This window comes from Microcoleus sp. B7-D4, from assembly GCF_036705125.1.
Taxonomy (GTDB): domain Bacteria; phylum Cyanobacteriota; class Cyanobacteriia; order Cyanobacteriales; family Microcoleaceae; genus Microcoleus.
On sequence record NZ_JAUBTT010000047.1, the window covers coordinates 50,937 to 63,709 of the forward strand.

7 protein-coding genes and 2 pseudogenes are annotated in these 12,773 nt (G+C 44.9%); 5 read left to right on the plus strand and 4 right to left on the minus strand.

Going from position 1 to position 12,773, the window contains the following annotated elements; all coding sequences use genetic code 11:
• Positions 1-123: 123 nt before the first annotated feature.
• Positions 124-1,587, plus strand: coding sequence for an IctB family putative bicarbonate transporter (locus QUB12_RS19475; RefSeq protein WP_333308039.1), 1,464 nt, complete (start codon positions 124-126; stop codon positions 1,585-1,587).
• Between the two features lie 439 nt (positions 1,588-2,026).
• On the opposite strand, the gene QUB12_RS19480 is transcribed toward QUB12_RS19475, so the two are convergent.
• Together QUB12_RS19480 and QUB12_RS19485 are read right to left on the minus strand one after the other, a co-directional pair.
• Positions 2,027-2,257: an Osc7112_2153 family protein gene (locus tag QUB12_RS19480; protein ID WP_333144938.1), complete on the minus strand. Its 231-nt coding sequence runs from the start codon at positions 2,255-2,257 to the stop codon at positions 2,027-2,029.
• Complete coding sequence (locus tag QUB12_RS19485) at positions 2,254-2,970, minus strand: tetratricopeptide repeat protein (protein ID WP_333300962.1); 717 nt, start codon at positions 2,968-2,970, stop codon at positions 2,254-2,256. The genes QUB12_RS19480 and QUB12_RS19485 overlap by 4 nt, the downstream gene beginning before the upstream one ends.
• Before the next feature lie 486 nt (positions 2,971-3,456).
• Here QUB12_RS19485 and QUB12_RS19490 point away from each other — a divergent pair.
• Positions 3,457-4,727 (plus strand): annotated as a pseudogene (locus QUB12_RS19490) (RNA-guided endonuclease InsQ/TnpB family protein).
• A 531-nt stretch (positions 4,728-5,258) separates the two neighbouring features.
• Here QUB12_RS19490 and smpB read toward each other — a convergent pair.
• Positions 5,259-5,726 carry an SsrA-binding protein SmpB gene (gene smpB / locus QUB12_RS19495; protein WP_006631384.1) on the minus strand — a complete coding sequence of 156 codons (468 nt, stop codon included), beginning with the start codon at positions 5,724-5,726 and terminating at the stop codon, positions 5,259-5,261.
• Between the two features lie 127 nt (positions 5,727-5,853).
• Between smpB and xrtO the strand changes: the two genes are divergently transcribed.
• The 3 genes and pseudogenes from xrtO to iscB all read left to right on the plus strand — a co-directional run bounded on the left by xrtO (position 5,854) and on the right by iscB (position 11,900).
• Positions 5,854-7,422 (plus strand): exosortase O, encoded by a 1,569-nt coding sequence (xrtO, locus tag QUB12_RS19500; protein WP_333308035.1) that lies wholly within the window; start codon positions 5,854-5,856, stop codon positions 7,420-7,422.
• The gene (locus tag QUB12_RS19505; RefSeq protein WP_333308037.1) at positions 7,397-10,300 is read left to right on the plus strand and encodes a TIGR02921 family PEP-CTERM protein; all 2,904 of its coding nucleotides are present in this window, start codon (positions 7,397-7,399) and stop codon (positions 10,298-10,300) included. Before xrtO ends, QUB12_RS19505 begins: the two co-directional genes overlap by 26 nt.
• Before the next feature lie 324 nt (positions 10,301-10,624).
• Positions 10,625-11,900 (plus strand): annotated as a pseudogene (gene iscB, locus QUB12_RS19510) (RNA-guided endonuclease IscB).
• 202 nt (positions 11,901-12,102) lie between these two features.
• Here iscB and QUB12_RS19515 read toward each other — a convergent pair.
• Entirely contained in the window at positions 12,103-12,405 is a 303-nt protein-coding gene (locus tag QUB12_RS19515) for a Rieske (2Fe-2S) protein (protein ID WP_333144655.1), read from the minus strand.
• Between the last annotated feature and the right edge of the window lie 368 nt (positions 12,406-12,773).

The window sequence follows — 12,773 nt, forward strand, 5'->3', positions numbered from 1 at the left end:
CAGTTGTTAGAAATAACAATTACCTTTTTCCCAATGCCCAATGCCCAATGCCCGATGCCCAATGCCCGATGCCCAATGCCCGATGCCCAATGCCCGATTACTAAGTACAAATCTAAAATAGCAATGAATTCAGTTTGGCAACAGTTAACTCTGGCAAATTTGCCGCTCTCTCAGTGGCAAAGTAGAAGTTATTTATTCAATTTGGCGATCGGCTCTTTACGCAGTTGGCGGCAGAGTAGCTGGCTGATGCAGTGGGCAGAACCCTTGGGTTTTGTTTTGCTGGCCTTGACTTTCGGTTTGGCGCCGTTTGTAAACAATGCCTTGGTGGGGGTGTTGATGGGGGCTAGCGCTGCATTTTGGGTGCTGCTGACTGTTTCGGACGATCGCGAGATCCCCTTCACGCCGATTCACTTGCTGGTACTGCTGTACTGGGGCATTGCCACCGTCGCAACGGCGATGTCGCCGGTGAAAGTCGCCGCTGCTACTGGTTGGAGCAAGCTAACGCTGTATTTGCTGTTTTTTGCGCTGATGGCTCGGATATTACGATCGCCCCGTTGGCGATCGTGGTTAATTGCCGTATTTTTGAACGTCTCTTTAATTGTCAGTTTCTACGGCGTGCGGCAGTGGATTGACAAAGTGCCGCCATTAGCTACTTGGAACGATCCGACTTCTACTCAAGCCAATGTCACGCGAGTTTACAGCTTTCTGGGAAATCCTAACTTGCTTGGTTCCTATTTACTGCCGGCCATTGCATTAAGCGCCGCCGCACTTTTTGTGTGGAAAGGATGGGGAACAAAAGTTTTAGCGCTGACGATGCTGGTGGTGAATTGCGCGTGTTTGCGCTACACGGACAGCCGGGGTGCTTGGATCGGTTTTGTGGCTCTACTGGTGGTATTTTTAGTGCTGCTGTGGTACTGGTACAGCCCTTTGATGCCTCGGTTCTGGCGGACTTGGGCCCTGCCGTTAGGGTTAGGAGGTTTGGCTGGGGCCTTAATTTTGGGAGTGGCTTTAGTGGAACCTCTGCGCGATCGAGTTTCGAGTATGTTTATCGGCCGAGGTGACAGCAGTAACAATTTTCGGATTAATGTTTGGACGGCGGTGATTGACATGATTCGCGATCGACCAATTCTCGGAATTGGGCCGGGAAACACTGCTTTTAATAAAGTTTATCCACTTTATATGAAGCCGAGATTCACTGCTTTAAGCGCTTATTCCGTGCTGCTGGAAATTGCGGTGGAAACCGGTTTTATCGGTTTAATGTGTTTCCTTTGGCTGATGACTGTCACCGTCAATCAAGGTTTGTTGCAGATAAAAAATCTGCGGGATGCACAATTTAACATCTCTAATTTAGACGAAGAATCCCGAAATCCAAAATCTAAAATCCAAAATCTAAAATCGACGAATCAGGGGTTTTGGTTGATTGGGGCGATCGCAACTTTAGCCGGCATGATGGCCCACGGTTTTGTCGATACAGTTTGGTACAGGCCCGAAGTTAATATGCTTTGGTGGTTGATGGTGGCGATTATTGCTAGTTTTTACAGCAACTCGCACCAACAGCAAGATTCAGCTTTGACGGAGGGAGAGTAGATAGAATTGCTGGCGGGGATTTTCTCCCCGCCCGGTGGCAGGGCGGTTTCATTCTCAGGGAAATCATCGTTTTGTAGGGGTAGTGCCAAGAATGCCTACCCCCTCCACGGATGATGAAATCGATGTTTCAAATATCGGGCATCTTCACGAGGGTTTGTCCCTAGGTCGAATGAAACAGCCCTGCGCCCGGTGTGGATTCCAGCAATAGCCGATACAGCAATGATTAAGAGTTATATCAGTGCAAAAAAAAGAATGCAGCTTTATGCAAGCTGCAAACCATTATCGCCATAAGTTATTTCCAATTCTTCAATTCTTAATCTCAAATCTCAAATGCTATAAGGTGCGGACGGCACACCCTGCATACTTACTACTACATACTACATACCTGTTGCTGTAAAGTGGTGATGGTACACTCTACAAAATTTATTGAAAATAACTCTTATTTTTCGCTCTCCGAAGGCATGATGAATCTGGGACACGGATATTTTCCACCATCTCTATCTCTGCACCGCCGCCAGGTCGATTGATTGAAGTCGAACGGCGTTTCGACTGATTCATTAACGGCAGGGTTAACAGTCGAAGGAGTTGGGAGTGCTGTTGAGGCTTGACTTAGCTCCAGTACCGTTATAATTGCCAGTATGGTTGATGAAAACAAAACTGTGCGTTTCATTTATTTGTTTTTTCCTCGTTTAATCGTTGACGTGCCATCCCTATCCATATATCCTCATCGAATTCTTGAGAATCCGCATACTTTAGACAAATTTTCCACTGCGGTAGCGCTGCCTTAGTATTTTTCATTTTTTCTAGGACTTGCGCTTTTAAGCAGTAAGTTGCTGGCCCTTCACTATCAAGTTTAATGGCTTCATCCAGATGCTGCAATGCCTCGGAATATCGACCCTGTTCTAGGCGAGCCCATCCCAAGTTTTTGAGTAAAGAATATTTTACTCGATCGTCCTCCGCTAATTTCAAACCTTGCCACAGGAAGTGAACCGCAGCCGGATAGTTTTTTTGATCGACTATATATAATCGAGCCAGATTGCTGTAAGCAGCAGGCAGACCGAGTTTTGCAGCTTGCAGATATTTTCCTCGGGCGCATTGTAAATCTTGCACCTCTTCGCAAAGCCATCCTAAATTGTAAAGAGCTGTTCGGCTTTTTGGATCTACAGCGAGCGCTAACTCATATGCTTTTTGAGTATCCGCCAATCTATTGGCTTTGTAGTTTTCAAATGCCATATTATTAAAAAAAGATGCCAGTTCCGGCCGCCCAATTTTCCAGCCGCCAAAGCCTACTGCTAGGATCAGCAAGAAGGCTCCCCACTTCGAGTTGTGATGGTTTTTTGCTGGCTCTTTCATGGCATTGAAAATGTTAGCTAATGGTGTCATTTTTAGCATTTTTTAACTTGAGAGTTGAGCAATATTTTTTTTGTCAGATTTAATTGCTACCCTAATGGCCTCATAATCTTACGAAATGACTCAGGTTTGAGCCCATTTCTCATAAGAGTTTGTCAGTCCACAGCCGAATGCTTGGGTAATGTTCCCACTAGCCAGAGGTATTCGAGCATAGGTTAATCATTCATGAGACTCCACAAGCCATCCGGATATTTTCAGGAAAAAGAAGCGGCAAGCAGCAAGAAGGTAGAACTGTTGCCATTGCCTAAGTAATAATACTTACTCAGCGGTCAGTCGATCGACAGTATTATAAAACTTCATTAAGTTTATAAGCAGTAGTAAGCAAGAATGATAATATGTAGTCAGGAGGTTAACAATGAAACTACCTGACTACGCTAAAGCAATAGGCATAAGTTACACAACTGCGTGGCGGTGGTGGAAGGCAAATAAACTACCACATCCGAGAGATGGAGGCTCTGAATGCAACTAACAGAGAGACACATCATTAAATCGACGGAACACCGTTTCGCCCAGATTGACGAACTAGCCTTCAAATCCAAAAACCTCTACAATGCCGCCAATTACGTTATTCGTCAGAGCTTTATTTATGGATGGGGTTATGTCAACTACAACGAAATGAACCGCTTGATGAAGTCTCATGAAGCGTATAAAGCTTTACCTGCTAAAGTCAGTCAGCAAATATTGATGGTACTAGACAAGAATTGGAAATCGTTTTTTGAGGCATTCAATGCTTACAAAGCTGATTCTTCCAAGTTCACGGGTCGTCCAAAATTGCCGAAGTACAAAGATAAAGTTAAAGGGCGAAACCTGCTCGTTTACACCATTCAAGCGATTAGCCGCAAACAGTTGAAGAAAGGAATTATCAAGCTTTCCGGCACTGAACTTTCAATTAAAACCCAACTCAATCCCGACCAGATTTGTCAAGTTAGACTGGTTCCGAAATGTGATTCCTATGTAATTGAGGTAATTTATGATGAACCGGAGTCCACCCTTGGCAATGCCAACTCTGTAGCTAGTATTGATTTGGGGCTGGATAATTTAGTGGCGTTAACTTCAAATCAGCCGGGATTTATCCCTTTGTTGATTAACGGGCGACCATTAAAATCGATCAACCAGTTCTACAACAAACGTAAAGGAAAGTTGCAATCCCAGTTAAAAGGAGGTCGCAAAACTTCACCACGGATGAGCGCGCTTAACACGCTGTCGCAATCAAAAAGTTGATAATTACTTGCATCATACCAGTCATGTGATTATTGATATTTTGATGGCAAAGCAGATTGGGACGCTAGTAATTGGCAAGAATGCCCAGTGGAAAACTGAAATCGAGTTAGGGAATAAAACTAATCAAAACTTTCTTAGCATTCCTCATTCTCAGTTGATTGAAATGTTGGAATACAAAGCTCGGTTAGTGGGAATTACGGTGATTGTGCAGGAAGAATCCTACACGTCCAGAAGTAGCTTTCTGGGTTTAGACCCAATTCCGGTTTACGGGAAAACAGAAAAAGAGCCTGTATTTACTGGGAAACGGATCAAACGAGGTTTGTACAAAACATCAACTGGTCAGTTAATTAATTCCGATGTGAATGCTTCTTACAATATTCTCAGAAAAGCAATCCCAAATGCCTTCAGCTTTCTTGATAGGGAGCTGCGTAGTTGGGCCAATGCGGGTTAATCCGCTCAAAGTAAAAGTGAAAGGGGAGGGACTTGAAGCCTCCCATGTCTATAAATGACTATACTTTTACCAGCTATGAGGAGATAAGATATAGCATTTCTCAGTAACATGAGGTGTTCTTGGGCATAGGGCATAGCGCATTGGGCATTGGGCATAGGCATAGGACTCGCCCCCATACCTCACCACGCTTGAGAAGCGCTATAACTCTAATTATGTTTGTAGTGACCACGAAAGCCCTCAAAATTCTCAACGGGGGATATCAAACAATTTTATGATGGGTAATTAACCGAACTAGATTTAAAATAATCAATCACTAATCACCAATTACCAATCATTAATCACTCATGACTCCTGAGTAATAAACATCTCCATAAATTAACTTTCAACCTTCAAGTAGCAAAGATTTTAGTTGATTTTTCGGAGATGTTTGATGACTAATGACTAATGACTAATGACTAATGACTGTTGACTGTTGACTGGGGAATTGATGACTAATGACTAATGACTGTTGACTAATGACTAATGACTGTTGACTGTTGACTAATGACTAATGACTAATGACTAATGACTAATGACTACTGACTCATGACTAAAATTGTTTCATCGCTCTTTCCATATCCCGCTTGTCTTCGCGTTTCTTCAAATCTTCACGCTTGTCGTACAGTTTTTTCCCTTTACCCAAACCGATATCCAGTTTTACCCAGCCGCCTTTCAAATACATTTTTAACGGCACTAAAGTCAACCCTTTTTCTTCCACCTTGCCGATTAGTTTGCGAATTTCCTGCTTGTGCATCAGCAATTTACGGGTGCGGCGGGGTTCGTGATTAAAATAGTTGCTAGCACTTCTCCAAGGCGAAATGTGAACGTTGATCAACCACAGTTCCCCGTTCCGAACTAAGCCATATCCGTCGCGCAAATTGGCTTTTCCTTCCCGAATAGATTTGACTTCGGTTCCCTTCAACTCGATTCCCACTTGGTATGTCTCTATAATTTCATAGAGATGGCGCGCTTGTCGGTTATCGCTAACAATTTTGTATCCTGGGCTTTTTTCGCTCATTTTTACCTCCGCTAAAAATAATTATTATAACGCTAGCTTCTCTGTAGAGAAAATTGAAGCTTGACAAAACTTAAATAATCGGTCTGGACATTACCAATTTGACTGAGCTAAGATGTCACCAACGTGAATGTCAAGCGGTATCATGCAGCGCACCAATATCACTGATTCTGCAATTCCAGATTCTGTTACTCCTCATCCTGCGGTTTATTTGGTTTGGCTGGCTCCTTTTTTGCTGGCGCTTGCTTGGTTTTCGGCCAATATCTCGGCTGTTAAGTGGCTGTTATCCTCGTTTGTTGAGATACCCACACTGTACAAGATAGTAATTGGCTTTCTGATTGTAGCATTAGTAGTGCGATCGATTGGGAACTCGGATCGCCCGCCCGGATTTTCGCCCCATTTCGTTTTGAGGCGAGATCCGCTGCTATTGATGTTGGGTGCGGGTATTTGCTCGATCGCCCTTCAGTACATAATTGATATCAAACAACTTACTGTCCTGCTATTTATCCTCGGAACTTACGGGCTGTGCGGCTTATTGGTGGAGCAGAACTTTTGGCGAAAAAACTTGCCAGTTGCGGGCTTGCTGGCTTGTATTCTACCATTCAACAGTCAGTTTAATAGCGGATTAGGTTTGCCGGCGCGAGTGCTTACTGCTCAGGTAGTAGAACAGTTGCTCTCAATGCTGCACGTTGGGGCGATTTCTTCTTACGATATTATCGTTTTGGAAAACGGCATCGCTCATGTGGACGTGCCTTGTAGCGGCATTAAAACCCTCTTAGTGGGAACGCTCTTTTTGCTAGCTGCTACCTGGCAGGAAGGGCGTAAAATGAGCTTAAGATGGCTAGCAGTCGGCGCTGCTAATCTCTTAATCTTGGTGTGTGCTAACACTGCGCGGGTTGCCGTGTTAGTCCTGGTTTCAGAAGTTTTTCAACAGCCAAACATAGCACAAATTATGCACGTTCCTCTGGGAATTGTCGGTTTAGTATGTGCTTGTTTTGTGACGTGGTTAATGCTGCAACGAGTACCGAAATTTCAGCCAGAAAAAACCAGCGGTATTTCTGCAAAACCAAACTCAGAAATTATGCAAAATCACCCTTTAGCCAAACCAGGAATAATTGCAGCAGTCGCAGTTTTGGCAGTAATGGCTCAACTGTCTCACGTAGAAACGCCAAAAATGGCGATCGCACCTTTAAGATTGCCTGAATACATTAAATCTGAGTCAATTTCCCTGAATCCTAGCGAACAAAAATTCTTTGGCAACTATCCAGACACGCAAACACAAAAAATCAGATTTGTCGCCGGCAACTTGCGCGGTTCCATGCTCACTGTAGCGAGCACATCCTGGCAAACTTATCACGCCCCCGAGTTGTGTTTTGTAGCCAGCGGAATTCCCGTCAATCGCATAGAAAAAAAACAACTAACTCCTTCAGTAACAGCGCGCTGGCTGTCTCTCAAAGACAACGAACTATCCGCTACCTACTGGCTGCAATCGCCGCAGCAAACTACCGATAACTTCTTGTCGCGCATTGGCAGCGACATCACCCACACAAATCATACTTGGGTACTCGTTTCTATTCTCTTTGACAGTTCTGTAAGCCCCGAAAGTTCAGAAATACAAAAGTTCGCTAATACTGTACACAATACCGTCAATCTTAGCTTAAAAAGAGGCAAAAGTGAAAAAATTAAAACAGGTATTTAATATAATTTCTCAGTCAATATTTTGGCTGTGGAACCTGACCTTTTTATCAATTGTTTATCTAGGAATTTTGCCCTATGTGGGAATTCCCTTAATCCAAGCCACAATAGACGGAATTATCCCCCTTCAATTTTCCTTAACCCTAACAGCACTGATAGCAATACCGACACTATCTACCATAATCGGGCTCAGGACTGTTAGCAAGCAACCACTACAGCTAATGCGTTGGTTTTACGGCGTAGAAGCACCGTTATTTTTGCTTTGTTTGCTCCGCTTGTTCCTGCTACGAGAACTCACTCCAGCTAGTTCTCAAATCATCGCTACTATTGCTTTGTGCATTGCAGCATTTTCAGTGGAAATGCTGTACGGATATCTGGGTAAAAGAGAAAATGTTCAAAATATTTTCGATTCCCAGAATTCCCATAATAAACAGCCTCGTTTTTTCAGGTTAATCGGAGAAAAGCGAAGTGCGTGGCTGCAATTAGGATGCCACAGTTTAATGCTAGTAGTTGGCATTTGGGCGGCAACATTGCTGATGTTTTACGCTGTACCTGTGGCATTGTTTACACTTTATGGATTCTTCACTGTAGTCATTGAATTTTTCAAGTTTACATGGGTATCAGCATTTTGGGATATCTTTAGATACGGGGAGTGGATCTGGGGTTTAATTTGGATACCGCTATCCTTTATATTGTTTGGTTTAACCTGTAGCTTATTCGTTGTCATGCCTTCGCTGTACGGCTTTCTCTACATTCATTCCGGGCGGAAAATATGGCAGAGTTTTGCTGCACAATACGGGAAAAATAAAGCGCTAATCGGAAGTTTGGGAGTCATAGCAGCTTGGCTGGCTATTTTCTCGGCTTTGCAGCAGCAGCCACAAGTTGCAGCACTGAAAATGCTGGCGACTCCCCCCGCAAATGACAGCAGCCGCCAAACTTTATTAGCCAAGTCTGATATGATTCGATCTGGCTTAGTTAACGCTTATTTGTCCCCTTACCGCTACCTCAGCACTGTAGGAGAAAACAACCACATTTATGAGATGTACAAAAATAGTTTGAATTTACCTGACAAAGCGGCTCAAACGGTGCAGAACAGCTATAATTTTTTAATGTCGCCGTTTTTGTATCAAGGCTCTAGTGCTGATGTAGAAAAAGCCGAAAAACTCTACGGCGAATTCTTCGATACGGAACTGCAAAAAGGCGACACAGAAGCAGTAAAACACGCGGTGCAGTCAACCTCAAACCAGGAAGAAGCTAAAGCTGGTTTGCTGAATGTCAGTGAGGAAAAAGTATGGTTGCAGTCGCAAGAAGTGACAGTCAAAGAAAACGGCGACTGGGCTGACGTTCAACTCTACGAAGTTTACAAAAATCAAACGCCGAACTTGCAAGAAGTATTCTACTACTTTTCCCTGCCGGAAAGCGCCGCAGTTACAGGAGTTTGGCTGGGAGATACTGGCGATTTAAACAAACGTTTTGTATTTACGGTATCGCCTAGAGGTGCGGCCCAGCAAGTCTACAACCAACAGGTGAGAGAAAGAGTCGATCCGGCTTTGCTAGAACAAATTGGCCCCAAACAATACCGCTTGCGGGCTTTTCCAATCCCGGCTAAAAGAGAATTCACGCTAACTGACGGGCCAACTGAAATGCACCTGTGGCTTACTTACAAAGTGATGCGCCAGCCGCAGGGTTGGGCTATGCCTGTTTTGGCTGAAAAACGCAACATTTTTTGGAACCAAAATACTCGCCGCACGATCGCCGGGAAAGAGGTAAAATACAGCGGGAAAGAAGCCAGAGAAACTTGGCTGCCCCCCTTTTTGCCCGCAGTCGCACAGCAACCGCTAACCGCGCAGCAGGCGATTCTACCGGGAGGAAATATCATTTCTGCTAAGCCGCTGGCTGATGCAAATTACTCGTTACCCCAAGGCAAGAAATTTGCAGTTATTCTCGATACTTCCCGCAGCATGGCGGTGGCAAGTAAGGAAGTAAAAGAGACTTTTGAATGGTTGAAAGCTAATGCAGCAGGCAAAAACGCTGTTGATTTGTATGTCGCTAGCGCTGCAGGAATGCCACCTAAGTTGGTGGAAGATGTACGCAATTTCGATGCGGCAAAGGTGACATTTTACGGTACAATCCAGCTCAAAGATATGCTGCAACAGTTTGCACAGTTGCGGGGCGATAAAAGTTACGATACTGTATTTTTGGTGAGCGATCGCCACAGTTACGAATTGTCGGACGATCGCAAACTTAAACTTTCCATCTCTTCACCCCTATGGACAGTGCATTTGGGAGGTTTGCCCCCCGGCTACGACGACGCAACTTTAAAGGCTATTCAAGATAGCGGTGGTGGAGTGGCTACAGATATGAAAGAGGCGATGCAGCGAGTAGCAACAACAGCAGCTTCGGGCGAATCTACAGTTAGCGTTGTTGACGGCTATGCTTGGAGTTATGCCAAAACCCCGCAGTCGAAAAAAATCGCCAAATCGGCGGCAGTTGTAGAGTCCAAAAATGCCGGAAATGAAGGCTTTAAACCGATAGCGGCGCGGCAGTTGATAACTGCACTTAGCAAGCAGAAAAGTTCCAGTCAATTAACGCAACTGGATGCGATGCACGCAGTAGCTAAAAATTTCAAAGTGGTGACTCCTTATTCTTCGATGATTGTGTTAGTTAATGACGCGCAAAGGGAGCAACTAAAAGCTGCAGAAGCTAAGAGCGATCGATTTGACAGAGAGGTAGAATCTGGTAAGGAGGAGTTGAGTAAGCCGAATAATCCTCTGAATGTTTCAGGGGTTCCTGAACCGGAAGAATGGCTACTGTTGACGGTAGGTGCGATCGGGCTTTTGGCGGTTTTCCTCCGTCAGCGGCGCGCGAAAATGGTAGGTTGAAAGATGGTTCGGCGGTTGAAACCGCTACTACACGAACAAAGTCTGCCTCCGCAGACTAAGAGAGTCATGAACCCCATGCCTAAAGGCAGGGGCTTGTAGACTGTCCGACTAACGCAAGCGGGATACAAGCCAGAACACGACCAGCCTCAGACGCAACGAGCGTCTACGTTTTCAAGGTCACGATACCTACAAATGCGTCGCTAGTTTGTAGCCCTATCGTTGGTTGTTAAACATCTGTAATGGGTTAAGGAAGTGCAGCCAACATGACAAGCCTTGAAAACATTGGCGAAGCGAACGTTACGAGCAATCAGAGGAGACGCAACAATGTCTAACTTTGTTTTTGTAATTGATACCAATCGCAAACCGCTATCACCCTGTAAACCAGGAATGGCAAGGTCATTGCTGAAAGCTGGAAAAGCAGCGGTATTTCTCCGCTATCCGTTTACGATTGTTTTGAAAAAAGCAGTTGAGACGAATCCTGAACCGCTAGAACTGAAATTAGATCCGGGATCGAAAGTCACGGGGGTTGCAATCAAACAGGACAACAAGATTATCTTCGGAGCCGAACTGCAACACCGGGGCCAGCAAATTAAAGATGCACTTCTCTCTCGCCGTCAACTTAGGCGAGGAAGACGCAATCGCAAAACTCGATACCGTAAGGCGCGATTCCTCAATCGCACTCGCCCCGATGGTTGGCTCGCTCCATCGGGGCAACACCGAGTCGAAACAATACTTACATGGGGGAGCAAATTGATTCGACTCGCTCCCGTTGCCAGCATTGTTCAAGAGTTAGTGCGGTTTGATTCTCAACTCATGCAAAACCCTGAAATCTCAGGCGTTATGTATCAGCAGGGAGAATTGCAGGGTTACGAAGTCCGGCAGTATCTCTTGGAAAAATGGCATCGGCAGTGCGCTTATTGCTCGGCTGAAAATGTACCTTTTGAGGTTGAGCACATTCAGCCCAAGTCAAGAGGTGGCTCTGACAGGGTTTCCAATTTGACACTGGCTTGTCACGATTGCAATCAAAAGAAAGGCAATCAGGATGTTCGAGCATTCCTGGCCGCTAAACCCGACCTGTTAAACCGCATCCTCAAACAAGCAAAGCTACCACTCAAAGATGCAGCAGCGGTCAACTCAACCCGATGGGCATTATTTAATGCACTTAAAGAAACGGGATTGCCCGTCACTACTGGCACGGGCGGACAAACTAAGTTCAATCGCCATCGGTTAGGGTTGGCTAAATCGCACTGGCTTGATGCTGCGTGTGTGGGCAGCGTTGACACGCTCAAAGTATTGACTTCAAAGCCTTTGTTGATTGTGGCAAAAGGTCAGGGGACACGACAGATGTGCGGCACAAACCAGTACGGATTTCCCATTCGGCACAAGTCCAGAGTGCAAATTCACAAAGGGTTTCAGACTGGCGATATTGTCAGCGCAACCGTTACCGCAGGGAAGAAAGTCGGCTCTTATACAGGGCGGCTTCTATGCCGTGATCGACGGCAGTTTTGATATTGTAACGAAGGCTGGGAGAGTAACAGGTATTAGCCACAAGTATTGCAAAGCAATCCACAAAAAAGATGGCTATAGCTATGGGTTTTAAAAATATTTCAAGGCGACGGTCGTCGCTGCCGCTTTCCTCCCCATGTCTAAAGCCAGGGGCTTCTCGCTCGTTTTTCGGTGAGGGGGTATTTAAGCCGGACTTGATATCAAATACTAATCTACAGTCGTCTTGAGACGACTTGAGCTATGAGACAGGAGTTGAAACCCCTGTCGGACTGTCGGACTTAACGAATAACGAATAACTAATCTATTTCTACAAAAACGCGATCGCCCTCAATCTTTACCGGATAAGATTCCAGGGAATCGCCTAGTGCATTCAAACATTTACCCGTATCTAACTTGTACTGATATTTGTGAAATGGACAGGTAATGATACCGTTATTTACCTTACCCATGTCGATCGGATATTCTAAATGAGTGCAAGCATTACGGTAACAAGTGACATTCATGCCTTGACGATTCAAAATCACTGAATTTTCGTCAACTTTTACCTTCAACACACCCCCTTCGGGAACTTGATTTAGCGCTGTTATCTCTACCCACATATAATCTTTCTCGGTTTAAATAAATTATTGCAAACTAATGGGCGATCGTCCGAAAGGCATAGTGAACAACGAACGATCGCTGTCTAATTCTAACGCCAACAGCTTGTAAAGTCTGAATAGACTGTACAAGCTGTTGGCGGTAATTCACGCCCGCAAAGAATGTTATATCACCCCTACAGCCGCAGGTAACGCATGAGAATGCTCATAACTTCACCGGGCTTTTGGGCAGGTTGCAGCGGGCTCCACTCGCTGACAGAGGCAAAACCCAAACAGTAAAGGATGTGAATGATGCTGATACTTTTAATTCAGACAATCCCCGACAATCGGCGAAAATCTTCAGATAGCACACTCATCAGATACGTCTGAGA

Excerpts from the sequence above, each read along its gene's own strand:
- QUB12_RS19475 (WP_333308039.1), top strand. The coding sequence starts at position 124 with ATGAATTCAGTTTGGCAACAGTTAACTCTGGCAAATTTGCCGCTCTCT.
- QUB12_RS19480 (WP_333144938.1), bottom strand. The coding sequence starts at position 2,257 with ATGAAACGCACAGTTTTGTTTTCATCAACCATACTGGCAATTATAACG.
- QUB12_RS19485 (WP_333300962.1), bottom strand. The coding sequence starts at position 2,970 with ATGACACCATTAGCTAACATTTTCAATGCCATGAAAGAGCCAGCAAAA.
- smpB (WP_006631384.1), bottom strand. The coding sequence starts at position 5,726 with ATGAGCGAAAAAAGCCCAGGATACAAAATTGTTAGCGATAACCGACAA.
- xrtO (WP_333308035.1), top strand. The coding sequence starts at position 5,854 with ATGTCAAGCGGTATCATGCAGCGCACCAATATCACTGATTCTGCAATT.
- QUB12_RS19515 (WP_333144655.1), bottom strand. The coding sequence starts at position 12,405 with ATGTGGGTAGAGATAACAGCGCTAAATCAAGTTCCCGAAGGGGGTGTG.